Origin of the sequence: Streptomyces sp. NPDC048106, from assembly GCF_040706415.1 — a bacterium.
Taxonomy (GTDB): domain Bacteria; phylum Actinomycetota; class Actinomycetes; order Streptomycetales; family Streptomycetaceae; genus Streptomyces.
Genome location: NZ_JBEZND010000006.1, coordinates 13931 through 34475, shown reverse-complemented (window position 1 = coordinate 34475; position 20545 = coordinate 13931). Strand labels below are relative to the sequence as shown.

Genomic DNA, 20545 nt, shown 5'->3' with positions numbered 1-20545 from the left:
CGTCCGTTCGACCGTGACCGTCGTGACGACCGCCGTGACGACCGCGGCGGCCGTTCCTTCGAGCGCCGCGACGACCGCGGTGGCGACCGTCGTGACGACCGCGGTGGCGACCGTGGTGGCCGTTCCTTCGAGCGCCGTGACGACCGTGGCGGCTTCCGCCGCGACGACCGTGCCGGCCACCGGGGCAGCGACCGTCCGTTCAACCGTGAGCGCCGCGACGACCGTCCGGGCTTCCGCTCCGGTGGTCACGACCGCCCCTTCGGCCGTCGTGACGACCACCGCGGCACCGGCCCCTCCTTCGGCCGCCGCGACGACAAGCCGCGCTGGAAGCGCAACGGCTGACGTCACCGCCGTACCAGCCGAAGGGCCCGCACGACTCGGTCGTGCGGGCCCTTCCGCGTGCCGGGCCCGAGTGACGCATGTCACGCCCGCGGCGGGGGAATTGCTGGGGGCATGACAGATGACGCGTCAGCGGGTGTGCCGTCGGACGAGGAACGGCTGGCCCAGCTCGGTTACACGCAGGTCCTCGCCCGCCGAATGTCGGCGTTCGCCAACTACGCGGTGTCCTTCACGATCATCTCGGTCCTGTCGGGCTGTCTGACCCTCTACGCCTTCGGCATGACCACGGGCGGCCCCGCCGTGATCACCTGGGGCTGGGTCGCGGTCGGCCTGATGACGCTGTTCGTGGGCCTGTCGATGGCCGAGATCTGCTCGGCCTACCCGACCTCGGCCGGCCTGTACTTCTGGGCCCACCGGCTGGCGCCGGCGCGCTCGGCGGCGGCCTGGGCGTGGTTCACGGGCTGGTTCAACGTGCTGGGCCAGGTCGCGGTCACCGCGGGCATCGACTTCGGCGCCGCGTCCTTCCTGGGCGCGTACCTGAACCTCCAGTTCGGCTTCGAGGTCACGCGCGGCCGCACGGTCCTGCTCTTCGCCGCGATCCTGCTGCTGCACGGCCTGCTGAACACCTTCGGCGTGCGGATCGTCGCCTTCCTGAACAGCGTGAGCGTGTGGTGGCACGTGCTCGGGGTGGCCGTCATCGTCGGCGCGCTGGCCCTCGTGCCCGACCACCACCGCTCGGCGTCCTTCGTCTTCACGCACTACGTCGACCGGACGGGCTGGGGCAGCGGCGTCTACGTCGTCCTGCTCGGCCTCCTGATGGCCCAGTACACCTTCACCGGCTACGACGCCTCCGCCCACATGACCGAGGAGACGCACGACGCGGCCACGGCCGGTCCGAAGGGCATCGTGCGCTCCATCTGGACGTCCTGGCTCGCGGGGTTCGTGCTGCTGCTGGGCTTCACCTTCGCGATCCAGTCGTACGACAAGGAGCTGGCGTCCCCGACGGGCGCGCCGCCGGCCCAGATCCTGCTGGACGCGCTGGGCGCCACGTCCGGCAAGCTGCTGCTCCTGGTGGTGATCGGTGCCCAGCTCTTCTGCGGCATGGCCTCCGTCACCGCCAACAGCCGCATGATCTACGCCTTCTCGCGCGACGGCGCGCTGCCCTTCTCCCGCCTCTGGCACACGGTCAGCCCGCGCACCCGCACCCCCGTGGCGGCGGTCTGGCTGGCCGCGCTCGCCGCGCTGGTCCTCGGCCTGCCCTACCTGATCAACTCGACGGCGTACGCGGCGGTGACGTCCATCGCGGTGATCGGCCTCTACCTCGCCTACGTCGTCCCCACCTTCCTGCGGGTCCGCAAGGGCGCGGCGTTCGAGCGGGGGCCCTGGCACCTGGGCCGCTGGTCGGGCGTGATCGGTGTGATCTCGGTCCTGTGGGTCCTGGTGATCACGGTCCTCTTCATGCTCCCCCAGGTCTCCCCCGTCACCTGGGAGACCTTCAACTACGCCCCCGTCGCGGTCCTGGTCGTCCTCGGCTTCGCCGCCACCTGGTGGCTCGTCTCCGCCCGCCACTGGTTCCTCGACCCGGCCGCCACGCGCTCCCCCGAGCCGGTCGAAAAGTAGCCATCCGCCCCCGCGACGCGGCCGGGTCCCCCATACCCGATCGGAGACCCGGCCTCCTCCGGCTATGCTCGGACAGGCAACATCGCCTGGGCCCTTAGCTCAATTGGCAGAGCAGTGGACTTTTAATCCATTGGTTGTGGGTTCGAGTCCCACAGGGCCTACGGGTCGCGGGCGGAGGTTCACTCCTCTGACCTGCTGTGCGGCGCCCGGGTCGGCTTCGGTCGGCTCGGGCGTCGACTCGTTTTCGTGCGCTGTGTGTCCCGCCGTGTCCCGCCGGTGGCTTCGCGCCGGGGAGGGCGGTGCCACCGACGGGTTGGTCCGTCCGGGGGATCAGTCCTCGTCGGGGTCGAGGACGCGGCCCTTGAGCCTGATCGGCTCGGCGGCGCCCACCTTGAGCTGGCCGTCGGTGTAGCGGCCCGGTGTCGCGCCCTCGACGGCGGTGACCTGGGCGGCGTAACCGAGGGCCTCCTGGTTGCTGGCCAGGTACGGGTTCTGCGTGAAGGTCAGCGTGCGGCCCCCGTCGCCGAGGGTGCCCTGCGTGGTCTTCATGTTGCCCTTGGCCTGGAGGGTGTTGACGTCGTGATAGGCCCACGACAGCCAGCTGGTGAACACGAAGCCCGTGGGCGCCTTCAGGCTGAAGGTGATGTCGCCGGGGTTCACCGGATCCGGCACGGTGCTGAGGATGCCGAAGCTGAGGTGGGCCGGGACGCCGCCCGGGGCGTCCTCGACGATGCCCTGCTGGAGGATGTACAGCTTGCGCTCGGAGCCCGGTTCGACAGGGGCCTGGGTCTCGGTGGCCATGGGTTTCCCTTCGTCTGTGTGGGTGATGTCCGCGTGGGCGGATCCGCCGGAGGCGGGCTTGGGGCTGCTCAGGGGCCGCCGGCACGGGAAGCGGCCCTCATGAGTCAGGCGGGGGAGGCCGTGCCCGTGGGCGCGTGGTCGCCGAGCAGCGGGCCGACGACGACGAGGGCGCCGAGGACGATGTCCTCGTAGAGGTAGAAACCCGCCTCCAGCGGCGGCAGCTCGGTGTCGGTGTCCTCCGCCCCGGGTCCCGGGCCGGTCGCGTATCCGGCGTCGTCGTCGGCCTCGGCCCCGGCGGGCGGGCCGAGCAGGTCGGTGAGGTCCAGCGCGGCGCCGAGGAGGGCGGTGCGCGCGGTGGTGGCCAGCAGCCGCAGCGGGAGGTCGAGGGTGGCGGCGGTGCGCTGGCCGGGGACCAGCTTCGTCGCGACGGGCGCCTTCGCGGTGGTGGCGGCGAGCCACTGGACGGGCAGGGTGCAGGCGGCGACGATCCGGTCGGCCGGCATCGGGGGCGGGGGGTCGCCGTCGACCATGAGGTCCTCCCACTCCATCAGGTCGAAGAGGAACTGGCCGCCCTTGTAGAGGGGCCAGGGCCGCACCGTGTCGAGGAGGAGGCGGGCGCGTTCGGGGTCGTCGCGGCGCAGTGCCAGGCCGTGCCGGGCCAGGGTGCACAGGCACTGGCGCAGCGAGCCGTTGACCTGGCCGAGGAAGGCGAAGGCCCGGTGGTCGGCGGTGGTCAGCGGGTCGGTGGCGGCGGGGCCGGCCGACGGGGGCGGGGGTGTGGTGGTCACAGTGGCCTTGAGGTGACGTAGTGGGCGATCTGCCGCAGCACGGCCTTGCCTTCGTTCTCCGGGATGATCCGGAGGTCTTCTTCGAAGCGGGCGATGCCTTCGGCGGCGAGCCGGTCGGCGAGGTCGGTGGCGTACTCGATGGAGCCGTGCCGCCGCATGGCGGCGAGGAGTTCCTCGGCGTGCTGCTGGGTCTTGTCGGTACGGCGCCGGCGCAGGATGTCGAAGAGACGCGGGCGCTCGTGGGCGGGCGCGGTGCGGAAGAGGTGGATCAGCATCACCGTGCGCTTGCCCTCCAGCAGGTCGCCGAGGGGCTCCTTGCCGTAGAGGGCCTCCTCGCCGACCAGGTTCAGGATGTCGTCCTGGATCTGGAAGGCGATGCCGATGAGCCGGAACGCCTCGTCGAACCGGCCCAGTACGGACGGGTCGGTGACCCCGGCACAGACCGCGCCGATGCGGCACGGGCTCATGCACGTGTACCAGCCGGTCTTCTTGGTGCTCATGGTGAAGTAGGCGTCATCCGCCTCGGGGACGAAGTCGTGGCGGATCCAGCCCAGTTCCAGGGCCTGGCCCTCGATGGACTCCCGGCACATGTGCACGGCCTCGTGGATGAGGCCGAGGGTGCGCACCAGGCCGAGCGTTTCGAGGTTGGACAGGACCGCGTCGACGGCGAGCAGGTTCAGCCCGTCGCCGACGTTGACGGCCAGGCCGAGCCCGTGTTCCTCGTGCATGGTGGGCAGGCCGCGCCGGTGGGTGGACTCGTCGGCGATGTCGTCGTGGACGAGGAAGCCGTTGTGGAACAGCTCCAGCGCGGCGGCCGCGCGTACGGCGTCGTCGGGACGTCCGCCGAAGGCGGCGCAGGACGCGATGGTCAGGGTGGGCCGCAGGCCCTTGCCCTGCCGGGCGGGGTAGGACCGCATGAGGTCGTACAGCTCGGCGCGGGGTTCCCGGTCGGGCAGGAGCCGTTCGATCTCCTCGTTGGTGCGGGCCCGGCACCGGTGCATGGTCTCCATCAGGTCCGCGTCGCGGACGGTGTCCTCCAGCGACCAGTCGGTGCTGGTGCGGCCGTCCCACAGCAGGCGTGGCGCCCTGATGGTGGTGTCGCCGATCAGCGCGGGCGGTGCCGGCGCGTCCTCGGGGGCACGCCGGGCGAGGAAGTCCAGCGCCGTCCAGTCGACCGGGTCGGGCACCGGCTCGGGGGCGGCGGGAGTCGCGGTTCCCCACAGCCGGGGGGCCTGTTCGCGGTAGGCGCCCCAGAGTTCCTGCATGCTGCGCAAGCCGGCCGCGCGCTGGGACAGCAGGGTGAAGGCACGCCACACGGCCAGGGCGTCGTCGCGGGAGCCGCGGACGTCGAGGCTGTCGGGTAGGACCTGGTCGACGGGGGAGCGCTGGAGGTCGAAGAGCAGGTTCATGGCCCGGTCGTCGAAGGCGACCTCGACGTCCGGGTCGGGGCAGCGCTCCTGGACCACGACGATGCGGCTGTGCCGGGCAGTGAGCGTGGCGTGACTGCCGTCGTTGAAGTGCAGGCCGAGCCGGATGCCGCGCAGTTGGCCGGCCGCGGCGCCGAGGATCGCCGGTGCCCGGTCGGACAGGGCGGCGACGGTCTCGTCCAGGAGCCGGGCACCGGTGAAGGCGGGCAGGGTCGTCTCAGTCATGGGCACCACCGGCGAACTCCACGATGCCCCCGGTACGGAAGCCGATACGGCGTCCGCCGACCCGGCCTTCCACGGTGCAGGGGCCGAGGGTCTCGTGCACGCTGAACGGGTGCAGGCTGGTCTCGGACGGGTTGGCGATCCGGCCCGCCGTGTGCGAGCGGAAGTCGAGGACGAGACGGTCGTCGCCGAGCCGGGCCGTGATCAGCAGCCTGCCGGGCACCTCGGCCATCGGCGGGGTGCCCAGCGTGCCCGCCAGCGGCGGCACCAGGGCCACCCGGTCGCGGTCCAGGCTGCCGCTGACCGCGACCCGCAGGTTGCGGCGTGGGAAATGGCGGATCATGCGTCCTTCCTGCCACAGCATCACCGACCCGTTGGCCGCGTCGGCCGGACGTGTGGGCTGGATCAGGGTGAAGACGACCGCCGCGGGCGGGGCACCGTCGCCGGGCCCGGAGGGGTCGTTGACGAAACCGAACACCCAGCCGCCCAGCGTGGGCCAGGACCACCGGCCGCGTACCCGCTCGTGGTACCCGAGCAGGTCCGTCTCCGTGGTCGTGCCGTCGCCGTGCCGCAGGGTTCCGGTGCCGAGGACGCCGGGCTCGGACTGCCACCGCAGGTGCTCGTCCTCGCCGAACGGCGCGCACTGCGAGGTGCAGGGCCTGCTGGTGCGGGTCAGCCGCACATCCGCCGCAGGGGCCGCCGACCGGGCCGCCACCCGGAACGCGCCGGGCTCGCCGTGCGGATGGGGCAACCGGAAGGCTGACCACGGGAGTTCGGGCTGCTCGGCGTTGAACTGGGTCGCGCTCCAGCCGTGTTCCTCCCCGTAGAGGAGAAGGATGGCCATGTGCTGTCCCTCGGCGGCCGTGCCGGTGCCGCTGCGCCGTCCGGTGACCGGGGCGCCCGGATCCGCGAAGACCGTTCCGGTGGAGGACCCGAGAACGGACAGGTTGGCGATCAGGGCCTGTTGGCCGCAGCGGGACAGGAACGCGTAGTGCAGCCATTTGCGGTCGAGGGGATGGGTCAGCGGGGTATCCGGGAAGGGGCCGGGGGGACCGAGTCTCGGGAGGGGCGCGGCGAACACGTTCGAAAGCTAACGCATCGCATTGGCGTCATTACAAACCGTGACCATCGAGCGGGTGATTTTGGGGGACAGGAACGTTTACTTGCACATTCAGGGTTTGAAAACGCATAGAGCCGCCCGTGGTGACGTGTTCGCCACGGGCGGCTCCGGGAGCTTGGTTCCGGTTAGTCCTCGTCCCCCAGGACGCTCGCCTTCAGGCGCACTTCCGGCTGGCCCGCGACGATCGCCCGTCCGTCGGTGTACCGGCCCGGCTCGGCGTCCGGCAGGGCCCGGATGCCGAGCGTGTAGACCAGGGCCGCCGCCGGGTGGTCCGCGGTGTTCAGCCGGGGCTCGTCCGTGACGGCGAGTTCCCTGCCGCCGGCCCGTACGGTCGCCGTGGCCTTTCCGCCGGGCAGGACCGTGCGGTCCGCGCGGTAGTACGCGCAGCTCGCCCGGCCGTCGAAGACGAAACCCGTCGGAGCCGTGAAGCGGTGCTCCACCCGTCCCGGGACCCAGGGGTCGGTGGACGAGACCCGCACGTGGATCAGCTCGCTTCCGCCGCGCGGGATCTCCACCCCGACCTCCTGGCGGACCAGGAGCCGCGCCGCTGCCGTGCGCTCGCGCTCGCGTTCGCGTTCGCGTTCAGGTTCGCGTTCGCGTTCCGGCTCGAGGGCCGGCTTCTTCTCCGGTTCCTTCTCCGCCTTCTTCTCCGCTTTCTTCTCCGGTTCCGGTTCGGCGGTCTCGGAGGAGGCGGTGGCGAGCGGCAGGGCGGCGATCCGGTGGTGGAAGTTGTCCGCCACGAGCAGCCGCCCGGCCGGGTCCACCGCCAGACCGCACGGATACGCCAGCGGCGAGGCGGCGCCGTCGTCGTCCGGTTCCCCGGTCCCGGCGGCATCGTCCGCCGCGGGCTCCGGCCCCACGACGACCCGGGCCGCTCCGTCCGCCACTCGCCACACCCGGTGTCCGTTCACGTCGGCGACGTAGATGGCCCCCTGCGCGTCGACGGCCACCGCGCACGGTGCGCTCCAGTCGGCCGTCACGGCGCCGTCGCTCCCGCCCGGCGGTCCGGCCAGTACCCGGAGCTTCCCGTCCGTGCCCAGCAGCAGCACCCGCCGGCCCGCCGGGTCGGCGATGTACACCTGTCCGGCCGAGTCGGCGGCCAGACCCGCGGGCAGGAACGCGTCGCCGGCGTCGGCCGTGCCGGAACCGGCGGGCCGCCCGCCCGCCGTGACGACCGTGCCGATGACGCCGTCGCGGTCGACCCTGCGCACCCTGGGGCTGCCCGCCTCGCCGATGTACAGCGCACCGGCGCCGTCCACGGCCAGGGCGCAGGGGGCGTCCAACTGGGCGTGGCCGGCGGGGCCGCCGTCGCCGTCGCCGCCGCGCGAACCGTCCCCGGCCACGGTGTGGATGACGCCCGAGGCATCGATCCGGCGGACCCGGTGGTTCATCTCGTCGGCCAGGAACAAGTCACCGTCCGGGCCGACCGCGAGGGCGCTGGGGAAGCCCAGCCGGGCGTGCGCCGCCGCCGCGCCGTCCCCGGCGAAGCCGCGCAGCCCGTCCCCGGCGACCGTGCTCAGCACGCCGGAGCCGTCGACCCGCCGGATCCGGTGGTTGGCGTGGTCGGCGACGAAGACCGCCCCGCCTCCCACTGCCACGTCCGCGGGAAAGGCCAGTTGTCCTTCCGGCGCGGGGCCGCCGTCGCCGGAGCACCCGGCCGTGCCGTTCCCCGCCACGGTGTCCGGCCCGCCGTGTCCGTCCGCGGGGAGCGCCTCGCGCCGTGGGGCCGCCGTCTTCGTCGTCACGCCGTCACCTCCGGGCCCCGTCGCGGCCGGGCCAGGCGGTGGCCGGACCCTTCCCCCTCCATGGCCCCGTGCCCGTCCATGGCCTCGTCGGCCTCGTCTCCCGCATCCGCGTCTCCTTCCGAACCGTCGTCGACGTGTCCCTGCATACCGGCCCGGGCGGCCCCGCCGGAGCGCCGCACCGCGCGTGCCACCCGCACGAGGGAGAAGCGCCGCGGCGGGAAGGGAGCGCACTCAAGGGGGCGTGGGGCTGCCACAGTTCGCACCGGTATGCCCTCACGCGCTTCAACTTCACTTGAACAAGTGACGCAGGATCGATCCCGCATGTGCGGACGGGGGAGTCGCGGCGTGTCTGCCGGGAGCCGGGCCGACGATGAGCGCGGAAGACGGTCAGACGCACGCCCTCATGCCGGTGCGAAGGCCGCTTCGCTACCGGGCCTCCACCGCGCCCGCGGGTCTGGTGACGCGCCCGGTCGCCCCGCTTCACCCACGCTTCGAGCACACCCCAGGAGGACGCGGAGATGGCCACCGACGTGCAGACCAAGAAGGAATCGTACAAACGAGGAGAGGACCAGGGCCGCGCCGACGCGCTCGCCGGGCGCCCGCACGCCGACCCGCCGCGCGACGGGACGCGCGGCGAGCAGGACCAGTACGCGAACGGCTACGACTGGGGGTACGAGCAGGGCCGCGCGCAGAAGCTGGACCTCGTGGTGTGGCAGGAGGGCGGGGTCGAGGACGCCCCCGGTGGTCTCGGCACCACCATCAACGTCTGCGTCCGCACACCGAACTGGAGCGAGACCGTCGACGCCGGGGAGCGGGAGCACGTCTTCACCGCGCCCACCGGGTTCCGCTGGAACGGCATCGTGGGCGCCCAGTACAAGCGCATGGACCAGACCACCGGCGGCAGCCTGCCCCCGGTCCAGGCCACGGTCGGCGACGACGGGCGCACGCTCACCTTCACCTGCCACGTGCACCTGAACACGAGCGGCGAGGACAAGGACTGCATCGTCTACACCTGCGGCCTCGAAGCGGTCGAGGGTGCCGCGCCCGGCCGCTTCACGGACGGGACCGCCCAGGTGGGCACCGCGCCCCCGGCCAAGCTCAAGGCCGAGGTCATCGAGGACGAGGACTGAGAGAGAGCAGGAACCGGACACCATGACCACCGTCGTCACCACCGGCGTCTTCCCGGCCACCAACCCGGCCGCCTCGCCGATCAACGGGCTGGGCACCGCGGACCTCAGGTGGGGCAGCAGCGGCTCCCAGAGCGGTTACCAGTTCCGCGGCGCGGCCGCGGACGTCGAACTCGACGGGACCGAGTTCGTCGTCGGCACCTTCGTGCACCGCAACCTGCCCACCAACGTCAGCCCGAGCCAGTTCGACGTCCGGCTCACCATCAACGTCATGTTCGAGGACGGCAGCACCACCGACCTCGACTTCAGCTTCCACCACGACGAGACACCGAACACCACCGGCAGCAGTCCGGTGGACGACGACCTGGTCGACCTCCAGGAGTTCGTCCACCCCCAGCCCGTCACGATCGGGGGCAAGCAGTACCGGGCGGTCCTGAGCGGGTTCAAGCGGGGCGGGCAGATCGTCCGCCGGTTCCGCAGCCCCGAGGGCGGCGTCAACTTCGCCGAGGTCGTCTGCATGTTCACCACCGAAGAGCCCGACGTGGTCATCTCCGACCTGCGGTACCTGGGCTCCGGGTCCGGCCAGCCCGACGAATACGTCGAGATCTTCAACCAGGGCGGCGCGCCCCAGGACCTGACCGGTTGGACCGTGGAGGCCAAGCCCACCGGGCGCGTCTTCCCCTTCCCGGCGGGGACGGTCATCCAGCCCGGCCAGCGCTACCGGATCCACACCAACGAGTCCCACCCGGAATTCGGCGGCTTCACCTTCGGCTCCGCCCAGCAGATCTGGCGCGACCAGGGAGGCATCGCCCGCCTGGTCGCGGCCGACGGCCATGTCCCGGACCAGTACCCCTACCTCGACCGGGGCTTCAACACCACCGGCACCCCGTGACGGGATACCTTGGCCGCGGCCTTTGACCCGTCGGCCCGGTGAGTCCGAGGCCCACCGGGCCGATCGCCCCCAGCTCAGCGGGAGTCCGAGCTGGGGGCTCATCCGTTCGAGGGGGTTTCGTGATGATCCTGCTGCTGTCCGGGAGCCTGCGAGCCGGTTCCACCAACGAGGCGCTGCTGCGGACCGCGCAGGCCGTGGCGGCGGAGGCGGGGGTGCGGGCCGTCGCGTACGACGGGCTCGGGCGGCTTCCGCACTTCAATCCCGATGACGACCGGGACCCGCTGCCGGCGGCCGTGGCCGAGCTGCGGGCGGCGGTCGACGCGGCGGACGGGGTGCTGGTCTGCACGCCGGAGTACGCCGGGACCCTGCCGGGGGCGTTCAAGAACCTGTTGGACTGGACCGTCGGGGGGACCGAGATCTGCGACAAGCCGGTCGCCTGGGTCAACGTGGCGGCGCCGGGCCGGGGACAGGGCGCGGAGGCCACGCTGCGCACGGTGCTCGGCTACACCGGGGCCGCCGTCGTGGAGGCCGCCTGCGTGCGGGTGCCGGTGGGGCGAGGGGACGTGGGGGAGGACGGGGCTGTCACCGACGCGGGGATCCGCCGTCGGATCGGGGAAGTGCTGGGGCTGCTGGTGGAGGCAGGGGCGGGGGCGGCGTGATCACGGACCCCGCACAGGTGCTGGATCTCTGGCGCCGCCAGTTGGGCCGCGTGCCCGAGCAGGTCTGGGAGCGCACCGGGCTCCAGGTCCTCATCCTCGCGGACAACGGGCTCACGGAGCTTCCGGGCGACCTCGGGCGGTTGCGGGGGCTGCGGACCCTGGACCTCGGGCACAACCGGCTCACCTCGGTGCCCCGGGAGATCGGGGAGCTGACCGGGCTCGACGGCTGCCTCTACCTTCACGACAACGAGCTGAGCGAGCTTCCCGAGGAGCTGGGGAACCTGACGCGGCTGCGGTATCTCAACGTCGGGGAGAACGCCCTCACCGCCCTGCCCGAGGCCGTCGGCCGGATGGCCGGACTCGTCGAACTCCGGTCCCAGCACAACCGGTTGACCGCCCTGCCCGACACCGTCGGCGACCTCCGCGGTCTTCGCGAACTCTGGCTCCGGGGCAACGCACTGGAAGGGCTGCCGGCGTCCGTGGCCGCGCTCCGCGAGCTGCGCCACCTGGACCTGCGCGAGAACGCGCTGGCCGCGCTCCCGGACGCGCTCGCCGGCCTGCCCCTGCTGCGCCAGTTGGACGTGCGGAGCAACCGGCTCACCCGGCTGCCGGACTGGATCGTGGACCTGCCCTCGCTGGAGAAGCTGGACCTGCGCTGGAACGCCTGCACCCGGGAGTCGCCGCCGGTGGCCGAGCTGGAGCGCCGGGGGTGCGTCGTCCTGCTGTGACGGCGCGCTCACCTGGTGGGGTACGGCCCCTGCGCCTTGGGATTGCGGCGGCTGTGCGCGGCGTGCCGGGGATGGCTCACCTTGGAGGACACCTGGCCGACGATCTCCCAGAAGCACACCAGCGCGGTGATCGGCGGAATTCCGAAGATGATCAGCGAAAGCGGGGAGTGCGCCGCATGGCAGACGCACAGGCCGACCGCCATCACGGAGGCGCCCAGCAGAACTCCCCACGACCGCTTGGCACTTCGGTTCTGCACCGTCGCCCGCAGAATGGACAGCGCCGCCACGAGCCAGGGTCCGTACACCGTCAACGGCCACCATTGTGCGAGGCGCATCGGCAGCACCGACGAAGCGGTGACGCGGAGTTGGGCGTAGGAATAGGAGAAGGACCAGCCCAGCATGCACAGCGCGCACACCGAGATGGACGCGATCAGCAGCGTGACGGGGGCTCCGCGCCCCTTGTCGCGCAGCAATCCGGATTCGGTACGGATACGCCGGCGGTTCCTCCGGTGGCTGGACCTGCCGTGCGGCGGGGCCGGGTCGGGATTCTCGGCGGACGCGCCGGACAGCATCTGGGCCAGCTCCTCGACCGGGTCCCACTGCATCTCCAGCGTGCTGAACTCGTAGTCACCCACAACGTCTTCCTCGTGAATCCTGTCCATCGGCTGGGTCCTAGAGCCTCACCATCGCCCGCAGGTACTCACTCTCCAGCTGGCGGATCCTCTGCAAGAAGTCGTCGAGAAGATCTGAACAGCCGTCGGTGAACACCTCGCGTTTCTTGCCCTCCAGCCGGAATGTGACCGGCGAGTGGAGATTCAGCGCTGTGCGTCTCTCAGTGCGTGCCACGGTCAACTAACGAGGCTTTCGGGACCAGAGGGTGTGGGGCATTCGGGTGCTTCTGTAGCTCGAAAGCGGGGTTCGCCGGTCCTATGACCGCACGTAGCGAAAATACGAATGCACCTGTCGGGGTCCTCGTGCGCGGTGACGCCCCGCCGGGCGGCCCGTACGCTGGGCGGGAACCGGGGAGGAGTACGAGCGTGACGCGGAGCGAGTCGAGCGGGGGCGGGGAACCCCAGGAACACCTGGAACCCCAAGAACCTCAGGAACCCCAGGCGTCCGGAGCGCGGCGGCGGGTGTGGGTGCTGTGGCTGGTGGCCGCCGTCGCCTACGCCGTCGATCTGGGGAGCAAACTCGCGGTGGTCGCGGAGCTGGAGGGCCGGGACTCCGTGCCGGTGCTCGGGTCCTGGCTGGAGCTGCGGGTGCAGCGCAACCCCGGCGCGGCCTTCGGCATGGGCAGCGCGACGACCCTCGTGTTCACGCTGATCGCGCTCGCGGTGGCCGCCGTCATCGTGCGGGTGTCGCGCCGGCTGACCAGCACGCCGTGGGCGATCGCCCTCGGGCTGCTGCTGGGCGGCGCGGTCGGCAATCTGACCGACCGGCTCTTCCGCTCGCCGGGCGGGATGCGGGGCGCGGTGGTCGACTTCGTCTCGGTGCGCGACTTCAGCGTCATGAACCTCGCCGACTGGGCGATCACCTGCGGCGGCGTCCTGATCGTCGTCCTGTCCCTCTTCGGGCACGAACTGGCCGACGCGCGCCTCCCCCGGGAGCAGACCGGCTGACGACGGGGCCGCACACTTGAGCCGATGAGCACCGAGCGAGCCTTCCCCGAGTCCGCGCCGTACCCGTACGTGCTGCTGTCCGCCGCCGTCTCCCTCGACGGCTGCCTGGACGACACCGGCCCCGAGCGGCTGCTGCTGTCCGGCCCGGCCGACTTCGACCGGGTCGACGCGGTACGGGCCTGGGCCGACGCCCTGCTGGTCGGCGCCGGCACGATCCGCGCCGACAACCCCCGTCTGCTGGTCGGCTCCGCCGAGCGCCGCGCGGCCCGCCGCGCGCAGGGCAGGCCGGAGTACCCGCTGAAGGTCACCGTCACGGAGACCGGCGACCTCGACCCCGAGGCCCGCTTCTGGCACACGGGCGGCGACAAGCTCGTCTACACGACCGACGAGGGTGCCGCGCGGGCCGCCCGCCTCCTCGGTGATTCCGCCGAGGTCGTCCCGCTCGGCCCGGAGCTGGACTGGCGGGCCCTGCTCGGCCATCTGCGCGCGGTGCGCGGGGTCGGCCGGCTGATGGTGGAGGGCGGCGCCGCCGTGCACACCCAGCTCCTCCAGCAGGGCCTCGCCGACGAGCTCCAGCTCGTGGTCGCCCCGCTGATCGTGGGCGATCCGGCCGCACCGCGGCTGTTCGGCGCCGGCCGCTACCAGGAGGGACGGCTGCGGCTCGTCGAGTCCCGCCGGATCGAGGACGTCGTGCTCATGCGCTACGAGCCCACCGCGCCCGGCGCCGGCCCGGTGCCCACCGCCGCCGACCGGCACTGGCTGCGCACCGCCTGTGAGCTGGCCGCGCTGTGCCCGCCCTCGCGGACGGCCTTCAGCGTCGGCGCGGTCGTGGTCGCCGCCGACGGCACCGAGCTGGCCCGCGGCCACTCCCGCGAGGGCGGGGACCCGGTGGCGCACGCGGAGGAGGCGGCGCTGGCCAAGACCGACCCCGCCGACCCGCGGCTGCCAGGCGCCACCGTCTACAGCAGCCTGGAGCCCTGCGCCCGCCGCGCCTCCCGCCCCGCGCCCTGCGCCGAGCTGATCCTGCGGGCGGGGGTGCGCCGGGTGGTGACCGCCTGGCGGGAGCCGGACACGTTCGTCGTGGCGGCCGACGGCACGGGGGTGCTGGTGGGCGGGGGCGCCGAGGTCGTCGTGCTGCCCGAGTACGAGGCCCTGGCCAAGGCCCCGAACCGGCACCTGCTGGGCTGAGCGGCGGTCCCGTCGTAACCGATGTGCTTTCTGCCCTGGTGATGGCGTACAGTAGAGACATCGCCGCGGGGTGGAGCAGCTCGGTAGCTCGCTGGGCTCATAACCCAGAGGTCGCAGGTTCAAATCCTGTCCCCGCTACTGAAGACTCAGGGCCGGAATCCAGTTCTTGGATTCCGGCCCTGAGTGTTTGCCGGCTCTGGTTTTCCGGCCCTCGACAGGGGGGTTACCCCCAGTGACCGAGCGACCGCCGTGCGCATAACATCTGAGTCACCGTCAAAAACTCGATGGTTAGTGAACCGGGGTCAACTCGCCCGGTTTGACGGCGTCCTGGGCGTTAAGTCCCCCGGTCGGAGCGTTAATGATCAAGCCGAGCGGCTTGGAAAGTTCCCTCTGGGTCTATTAACGTTCGATAACGCAGCGCGGTCGTCCCAGCCGTCACCCGAGGCGGCTCCGTGCGCACGCGCCGAATCCCGCGAGGGAACCGGGGAACCACCACTTTGGGGTGAATCACGCGGAAATCGTCGTGAACTCAGCGAGTCCACGAGCGGTCCACGCGCGTAGGAGACCTTCCTGCTCCGAACCCGTCAGCTAACCCGGTAGGCGGCGGAAGGAAAGGAGCACGCCTCCGTGGCGTCCAACCGGCCTGCCCCAGAAGCCCCGTTCGTGCCCGCTCAGCGCGAACCCGAGTCGTTCGGCTACGGCCCCGGCCCCGACGGCGACGGCCCCTGGGAGGAGTGGAACCCCACCGAGGAGTCCGTCGCTCCGGTCCGCGGCCGACACCGCGTCGCCAAGCAGCGCGGCGGCTTCGCCCGCAGCTCCACCGTCCTCGGCGTCGGTGTGATCGCGGCGGTCGGCGCGGGCGGCATCGCCAGCGCCAACACCGGCAAGCCGCCGGTCTCCATCTCGATGCCGGACCTGCACAAGGTCTCGGTGCCGCACCTGTCCACCGTCGAGCACCTCTTCGGCGACGACTCCACCGACGCGCCCAAGGCGCAGACCGCCACCGCGCTCACCGACCTCGGGCAGACCACCGAGGGCAGCGAGAACACCGGCGCCGGCGAGGCCCTGCGCAACCGGATCATGGCCCAGGCCGAGCAGCAGCAGGGCCAGGCCGACAGCAAGGCCACCGCCGCGATGGTCGCCGCCGCCCAGCAGCAGACCGACGAGGCGGCCGCCAAGGCGGAGAAGGAGGCCGCCGACAAGGCCGCCGCCGCCAAGGCGAAGGCGGAGGCCGACGCCAAGAAGGCGGCCGAGGCCAAGCGGCTGGCCGAGCTGGCCAAGCAGTACACGCTGCCGGTCGTCTCGTACACGATCACCGGCACCTTCGGGCAGCCCGGCGCCATGTGGTCCTCCGGCTACCACACCGGCCTCGACTTCGCCGCGCCCACCGGCACCCTGATCAAGGCCGTGCACGGCGGCACCATCACCCAGGCCGGCTGGGCCGGCGCCTACGGCTACCGCACCGTCCTCACCCTGGACGACGGCACCGAGCTGTGGTTCTGCCACCAGTCCTCGATCAACGTCTCGGTCGGCCAGAAGGTCACCACCGGCGAGGTCATCGGCCGCGTCGGCGCCACCGGCAACGTCACCGGGCCGCACCTGCACCTGGAGGTCCACCCGAACGGGCAGGCCACCGCCATCGACCCGGCGCCCTGGCTGCGCGACAAGGGCCTCACCCCCTGACGTAACCCGCACGGAGCAAGCGCACCGGCGGCGGAACGCGATCATCCGCCGCCGGTGTTGAATGCGGGGCATGACTTCTCTGCGCACACTCGGCTCTTCCGACCTCCAGGTCTCCCCGCTCTGCCTGGGCGGCAACGTCTTCGGCTGGACCGCCGACGAGCAGACCTCCCACGCCGTCCTGGACGCGTACACGGCCGGGGGCGGCAACTTCATCGACACCGCCGACTCCTACAGCGCCTGGATCGAGGGCAACCAGGGCGGCGAGTCCGAGACCGTCATCGGCAAGTGGGTCAAGGCCCGCGGCAACCGCTCCGACGTCGTCATCGCCACCAAGGTCAGCCAGCACCCGCGGTACCAGGGCCTGTCCGCGGACAACATCAAGGCCGCCGCCGACGCCTCCCTGGCCCGGCTGGGCACCGACTACATCGACCTCTACTACACCCACTTCGACCAGCCCGACGTGCCGGTCGAGGAGATCATCGGCGCACTGGACCAGCTGGTGCGGGCCGGCAAGGTCCGGCAGATCGCCGCGTCCAACATCAGCGCCGAGCGGCTCAAGGAGTCCCTGGACTTCTCCACCCGCGAGGGCCTGGCCCGCTACGTGGCCCTCCAGCCGCACTACAACCTGGTCTCCCGCGACACCTACGAGGGCCCGCTCCAGGACCTCGCCGCCCGCGAGGGACTGGCCACCGTGCCGTACTTCGCGCTCGCCTCGGGCTTCCTGACCGGCAAGTACCGGCCCGGCACGAAGGTGGACAGCGCGCGCGCCGGCCGGGCCGCGGACTACGCGGAGTCCGAGCGCGGCCAGAGGGTCCTCGCCGCCCTCGACGAGATCGCCGCCGCGCACGACGCCCAGCACGCCACCGTCGCCCTCGCCTGGCTGGCCGCCCAGCCGACCGTCACCGCCCCGATCGCCTCGGCCCGCACCCTGGAGCAGCTCCCGCCGCTGCTGGCCGTCGCCGACCTGAAGCTGACGGACGACGAGCTGAAGAAGCTGACGGACGCGTCGGCGTAAGCCGCGTCCGGCACGGGCGTCACGCCCGGTACGGGTTGTACGGGTACGGCGCCGCCGCCGGGTAGCCGTACCCGTGCCCCGGCCCCTGCGGGTGGCCGTACCCATGTCCCGGGCCCTGCGGATAGCCGTACCCCGGTCCCGGCACGTACGCGTGCCCGTACGGCGCCGCTGCCCACGCCATCGGGACGACGGGGGCCGCGGTGCGGGCCGCGTACTCCAGGGCGGGCCGGGCGGCCTCCCGGCGCTGCCACAGCTCCTCCAGCAGCTCCCGCTCGCGTACGGCGAAGTCCGCGCCCGCCCGGCCGCGGCGGCCCCGTTGCCGCAGGAGCGCGAGGGCGGTGGCGTGGGTCTCGTACTGGGCCACCGCGCGTGCCGTGGGGCGGCCGGCGTGGTGGCGGGCGTAGTCGCGGGCCATGCGGCGGGCGCGCATCGAGCCGAGCGCGAAGGGTTCGGCCGGCCCCAGCCAGCCGGCCAGCACATACGCCGGCAGCTCCTCGCGCACCGTGCGCAGCTCCCGCTGCCGGGTCCAGATCGCGAGCCAGGTCAGCAGCCCGAACGCGGGCAGCATGAAGGCGCCGTAGACGGCGAGGAACCCGTACTGGCCGAAGCTGGCGGAGCCGTTCCACAGGGCGTGCATGCACATCGCGAGCAGCAGTCCGCCGAGCGGCACCAGCAGGCGCCGGGCGCGCCCGCGGGGCCCGTACAGCGCGGCGAGGCCGAAGCCGATGCCGGTGCAGGTGGTGAACAGGGGGTGCGCGAACGGGGACATCACGATGCGCACGAAGAAGGTGGCGGCGGTGACGGAGACGACGCCGTGGCCGCCGGTGACCTGGTCGGCGCCGAAGGCGGTGCCCAGGTAGAGGATGTTCTCGGTGAACGCGAACCCGGTGGCGGTGATCCCGGCTATCACCATCCCGTCCACGATCCCGGTGAACTCGCGCCTGCGGAAGAGGAAGACGAGCAGGACGGCCGCGGCCTTGGCGGACTCCTCGACGATCGGGGCTATCACGGTGGCGCCGAGGGTGTTGGCGCCCGCCGGGTCCGCGGTCGAGGTGGCTATCCACTTGGTCGCGAAGCTGTTGGCGACGATGGCTATGAGCGCCGCCGCGAACGCGCCCCAGCAGAACGCGAACACCAGGTTCCGCCAGGCGAAGGGCGCCACCCGGTCCAGCCAGCGGAACGCGGTGACCAGCCAGGGCACCGGCAGCACCGCGAGACCGAGGCCCACCAGGAACCCCTCGGTGCCGGTCTCCTTGCGCACCAGCGCCAGGATGACCAGGCCGGACATGGCCAGCAGCGTGATCAGCGCGCCGTACCGCACCCAGGGCAGCTGCCACCAGCGCGGGTGGCGGAGCGCAACGTCACCGGGGTTCGGCGGGTACGTCGGGTACACAGAACTGGTGGCCACGGCATCGACCCTAACGGTGGCGGGACGAGGGGCTGGAGCGGTTTACCGGCGGCGGAAGAGAAGATCGTTCACGACATGTCCCTTGTCCAGTCCTTGTCCCTCGAAACGGGTCAGCGGCCGGAACTCGGGCCGGGGCGCGAAACCGCCGTCGGCCTGCGTGTTCTCGAAGCAGGGGTGGGCGGTGAGCACGTCGAGCATCTGCTCGGCGTACGGCTCCCAGTCGGTCGCGCAGTGCACCAGCGCGCCGGGCCTGAGCCGGGTCGCGGCGAGGTCGAGGAACTCGGGCTGGATCAGCCGCCGCTTGTGGTGGCGCTTCTTGGGCCAGGGGTCCGGGAAGTAGACCCGCAGCCCGTCGAGCGCGTCCGGGCGGAGCATCTCGCGCAGCAGGATGATCGCGTCCCCGTTGCCCACCCGGACGTTGTCCAGGCCGTTCTGCTCGGCCAGGTTCAGGAGATTGCCCTGGCCGGGGGTGTGCACATCGACCGCGAGCACATTGGTGCCGGGGTCCGCGGCGGCCATCCGCGCGGTCGCCTCGCCCATGCCGAAGCCGATCTCCAGGACCACCGGACGGTCGTTGCCGAACAGCTCGGCGAGGTCGAGCACCCGCTGTCCGTCGATGTCCAGGCCCCACGTGGGCCACAGCCGCCGCAGGGCGTCGCCCTGCCCGGCCGTCACCCGGCTGCGGCGCGGCTGGAAGCTGCGGATCCGCCGCTCGAAGTGCGACCCGGCGGGATCGGCCCGCGGGCCGTCCGGGAACCGCGGCTCGCCCTTGGCCCGGGTGTGCGGCAGGGCGGCGCCGGAGGCGGCCGGGGCCGGCTCGGGCGGGGCTTCGGAGGTGTTCAGCGCATCAGACACAGTACGAACGAGTCTACGGGCGCGGCGCCCGTACACCCTCGCCGCCGACCGCCGCCAGCATCTCCAGCGCCCGGCGCGCGACCTCCCGGCCGATGGGCAGCGACGCGGTGGCCGCCGGGGACGGCGCGTTCAGCACGTGCACCGCGCGGGGGCCCTCCTTGATCAGGAAGTCGTCCACCAGCGTTCCGTCCCGCAGCACGGCCTGCGCACGCACTCCGGCCGGCGCCGGCACCAGGTCGTCGGCCTCGGCCGCGGGCAGCAGCCTGCGCACCGCCTCCAGGAACGCCCGCTTCGACAGGGAGCGGTGCAGCTCACCCGCGCCGTACCGCCAGTGCCGCCGCGCTATCGCCCACGAGCCGGGCCACGCGGCGGTGCCGGCCAGCTCCCGGGGCCGTACGACATGCCAGCCGTACCCCTCACGGGCCAGCGCCGGTACCGCGTTGGGGCCGATGTGCACGCCGCCGTCGACGCCCCGGGTCAGGTGCACGCCGAGGAAGGGGAACGCCGGGTCCGGCACCGGGTACACCAGCCCGCGCACCAGCTCGGGCCGCGCCAGCTCGTAGTACTCCCCGCGGAACGGCACGATCCGCACCCCGGGTTCGTCCCCGGTCAGCCGGGCCAGCTCGTCGCAGTAGAGCCCGGCGCAGTTCACCAGCACCCGGCCGCGGACGACGTCCCCGGCGGCGGTGCGCACGGCCACGCCCCGCTCGGGGCGCCGGTCCACCCGGACGACCCGCGCGCCGTAGCGGATGTCGGCGCCGGAGGCCAGGGCGAGCTGCCGGGCGACCCCCACGTAGTCGCACACCCCCGTGGTGCCGACGTGTATCGCGGCCAGTCCGCGCACCTCCGGCTCGTACTCGGCGATCTGCGCGGGGCCCAGCTCGCGCACCGGGATCCCGTTCTCCCGGCCGCGCTGGACCAGGGCGTGCAGGCGGGGCAGCTCGGCGCGCTCGGTGGCGACGATCAGCTTGCCGGTGACGGCGTGCTCGATGCCGTACTCGGCGCAGAACTTGACCATCTCGGCCGCGCCCCGCACCGCGTACCGCGCCTTGAGCGAGCCCGGGCGGTAGTAGATCCCGCTGTGGACGACCCCGCTGTTGCGCCCCGTCTGGTGCCGGGCGGGCCCCGGCTCCTTCTCCAGCACGGTCACCCGGGTCCCCGGTGCCGCCCTGCCGATCGCGTACGCCGTCGACAGCCCGACGATCCCGCCTCCGACCACGAGCACATCACAGTCGTACGCCCCGACCGGCACCTGCACCACCTCCCACGTCGATAGTGCACTGCGCCACTGACAGTGACTTCAAACGCC

The 20545-nt window shown here is 72.5% G+C and carries 20 protein-coding genes, 2 tRNA genes and 1 riboswitch; of the genes, 11 read left to right on the top strand and 11 right to left on the bottom strand.

The annotated features are described in order from the left end of the window. Positions 1–249: hypothetical protein (locus AB0927_RS07845; protein WP_366666654.1), on the bottom strand; the 249-nt coding region annotated here is incomplete at its 3' end. Between the two features lie 204 nt (positions 250–453). Between AB0927_RS07845 and AB0927_RS07840 the strand changes: the two genes are divergently transcribed. Next, positions 454–1959, top strand: coding sequence for an amino acid permease (locus AB0927_RS07840; protein ID WP_366666653.1), 1506 nt, complete (start codon positions 454–456; stop codon positions 1957–1959). Between the two features lie 88 nt (positions 1960–2047). Beyond that, positions 2048–2120 (top strand) — tRNA-Lys (locus AB0927_RS07835). 169 nt (positions 2121–2289) lie between these two features. Here the strand turns inward: AB0927_RS07835 and AB0927_RS07830 are convergent. The 5 genes from AB0927_RS07830 to AB0927_RS07810 all read right to left on the bottom strand — a co-directional run bounded on the left by AB0927_RS07830 (position 2290) and on the right by AB0927_RS07810 (position 8062). Next, entirely contained in the window at positions 2290–2760 is a 471-nt protein-coding gene (locus tag AB0927_RS07830) for a hypothetical protein (RefSeq protein WP_366666652.1), read from the bottom strand. Between the two features lie 104 nt (positions 2761–2864). After that, positions 2865–3548, bottom strand: coding sequence for a hypothetical protein (locus tag AB0927_RS07825; RefSeq protein WP_366666651.1), 684 nt, complete (start codon positions 3546–3548; stop codon positions 2865–2867). Beyond that, positions 3545–5200, bottom strand: coding sequence for a polyprenyl synthetase family protein (locus AB0927_RS07820; protein WP_366666650.1), 1656 nt, complete (start codon positions 5198–5200; stop codon positions 3545–3547). Before AB0927_RS07820 ends, AB0927_RS07825 begins: the two co-directional genes overlap by 4 nt. Continuing rightward, positions 5193–6278: a hypothetical protein gene (locus tag AB0927_RS07815; RefSeq protein ID WP_366666649.1), complete on the bottom strand. Its 1086-nt coding sequence runs from the start codon at positions 6276–6278 to the stop codon at positions 5193–5195. The genes AB0927_RS07820 and AB0927_RS07815 overlap by 8 nt, the downstream gene beginning before the upstream one ends. A 164-nt stretch (positions 6279–6442) precedes the next feature. Next, positions 6443–8062, bottom strand: coding sequence for a serine/threonine protein kinase (locus AB0927_RS07810; RefSeq protein ID WP_366666648.1), 1620 nt, complete (start codon positions 8060–8062; stop codon positions 6443–6445). Between the two features lie 518 nt (positions 8063–8580). Here AB0927_RS07810 and AB0927_RS07805 point away from each other — a divergent pair. From AB0927_RS07805 to AB0927_RS07790, 4 genes are all read left to right on the top strand, one after another. Continuing rightward, a complete protein-coding gene (locus AB0927_RS07805; protein ID WP_366666647.1) occupies positions 8581–9192 on the top strand; it encodes a hypothetical protein in 612 nt (203 codons plus the stop codon). Between the two features lie 22 nt (positions 9193–9214). Then, positions 9215–10081 (top strand): lamin tail domain-containing protein, encoded by an 867-nt coding sequence (locus AB0927_RS07800; RefSeq protein ID WP_366666646.1) that lies wholly within the window; start codon positions 9215–9217, stop codon positions 10079–10081. 122 nt (positions 10082–10203) lie between these two features. Then, positions 10204–10740 carry an NADPH-dependent FMN reductase gene (locus AB0927_RS07795; RefSeq protein WP_366666645.1) on the top strand — a complete coding sequence of 179 codons (537 nt, stop codon included), beginning with the start codon at positions 10204–10206 and terminating at the stop codon, positions 10738–10740. Next, entirely contained in the window at positions 10737–11468 is a 732-nt protein-coding gene (locus AB0927_RS07790; protein ID WP_366666644.1) for a leucine-rich repeat domain-containing protein, read from the top strand. Before AB0927_RS07795 ends, AB0927_RS07790 begins: the two co-directional genes overlap by 4 nt. Positions 11469–11476: 8 nt before the next feature. On the opposite strand, the gene AB0927_RS07785 is transcribed toward AB0927_RS07790, so the two are convergent. After that, complete coding sequence (locus tag AB0927_RS07785; RefSeq protein WP_366666643.1) at positions 11477–12103, bottom strand: DUF2637 domain-containing protein; 627 nt, start codon at positions 12101–12103, stop codon at positions 11477–11479. Between the two features lie 37 nt (positions 12104–12140). Then, positions 12141–12320, bottom strand: coding sequence for a hypothetical protein (locus tag AB0927_RS07780; protein ID WP_366666642.1), 180 nt, complete (start codon positions 12318–12320; stop codon positions 12141–12143). A 230-nt stretch (positions 12321–12550) separates the two neighbouring features. Between AB0927_RS07780 and lspA the strand changes: the two genes are divergently transcribed. The 5 genes from lspA to AB0927_RS07755 all read left to right on the top strand — a co-directional run bounded on the left by lspA (position 12551) and on the right by AB0927_RS07755 (position 16973). After that, entirely contained in the window at positions 12551–13087 is a 537-nt protein-coding gene (gene lspA / locus AB0927_RS07775) for a signal peptidase II (protein ID WP_366666883.1), read from the top strand. Between the two features lie 24 nt (positions 13088–13111). Continuing rightward, on the top strand, positions 13112–14275 hold the full coding sequence (locus AB0927_RS07770) for a dihydrofolate reductase family protein (RefSeq protein WP_366666641.1): 1164 nt from the start codon (positions 13112–13114) through the stop codon (positions 14273–14275). A gap of 64 nt (positions 14276–14339) precedes the next feature. After that, positions 14340–14413: transfer RNA gene (locus tag AB0927_RS07765), tRNA-Met, on the top strand. 313 nt (positions 14414–14726) lie between these two features. After that, positions 14727–14895: riboswitch (cyclic di-AMP (ydaO/yuaA leader) on the top strand. Between the two features lie 7 nt (positions 14896–14902). Further along, positions 14903–15958, top strand: a complete 1056-nt coding sequence (locus AB0927_RS07760) for a M23 family metallopeptidase (RefSeq protein ID WP_366666640.1) — start codon at positions 14903–14905, stop codon at positions 15956–15958. 70 nt (positions 15959–16028) lie between these two features. Further along, complete coding sequence (locus AB0927_RS07755; protein WP_366666639.1) at positions 16029–16973, top strand: aldo/keto reductase; 945 nt, start codon at positions 16029–16031, stop codon at positions 16971–16973. A gap of 19 nt (positions 16974–16992) precedes the next feature. On the opposite strand, the gene AB0927_RS07750 is transcribed toward AB0927_RS07755, so the two are convergent. From AB0927_RS07750 to lhgO, 3 genes are read right to left on the bottom strand one after another with little or no spacing between them, the layout of a single operon-like run. Then, entirely contained in the window at positions 16993–18381 is a 1389-nt protein-coding gene (locus AB0927_RS07750; RefSeq protein ID WP_366666638.1) for a PrsW family glutamic-type intramembrane protease, read from the bottom strand. A gap of 42 nt (positions 18382–18423) precedes the next feature. Continuing rightward, positions 18424–19224 (bottom strand): tRNA (guanosine(46)-N7)-methyltransferase TrmB, encoded by an 801-nt coding sequence (gene trmB / locus AB0927_RS07745; protein WP_366666882.1) that lies wholly within the window; start codon positions 19222–19224, stop codon positions 18424–18426. 25 nt (positions 19225–19249) lie between these two features. After that, a complete protein-coding gene (lhgO, locus tag AB0927_RS07740; protein ID WP_366666637.1) occupies positions 19250–20497 on the bottom strand; it encodes an L-2-hydroxyglutarate oxidase in 1248 nt (415 codons plus the stop codon). Positions 20498–20545 lie beyond the last annotated feature (48 nt).

Coding starts and splice junctions, on each gene's coding strand:
- AB0927_RS07840 (WP_366666653.1), top strand. CDS start 454: ATGACAGATGACGCGTCAGCGGGTGTGCCGTCGGACGAGGAACGGCTG.
- AB0927_RS07830 (WP_366666652.1), bottom strand. CDS start 2,760: ATGGCCACCGAGACCCAGGCCCCTGTCGAACCGGGCTCCGAGCGCAAG.
- AB0927_RS07820 (WP_366666650.1), bottom strand. CDS start 5,200: ATGACTGAGACGACCCTGCCCGCCTTCACCGGTGCCCGGCTCCTGGAC.
- AB0927_RS07805 (WP_366666647.1), top strand. CDS start 8,581: ATGGCCACCGACGTGCAGACCAAGAAGGAATCGTACAAACGAGGAGAG.
- AB0927_RS07800 (WP_366666646.1), top strand. CDS start 9,215: ATGACCACCGTCGTCACCACCGGCGTCTTCCCGGCCACCAACCCGGCC.
- AB0927_RS07795 (WP_366666645.1), top strand. CDS start 10,204: ATGATCCTGCTGCTGTCCGGGAGCCTGCGAGCCGGTTCCACCAACGAG.
- AB0927_RS07770 (WP_366666641.1), top strand. CDS start 13,112: ATGAGCACCGAGCGAGCCTTCCCCGAGTCCGCGCCGTACCCGTACGTG.
- AB0927_RS07755 (WP_366666639.1), top strand. CDS start 16,029: ATGACTTCTCTGCGCACACTCGGCTCTTCCGACCTCCAGGTCTCCCCG.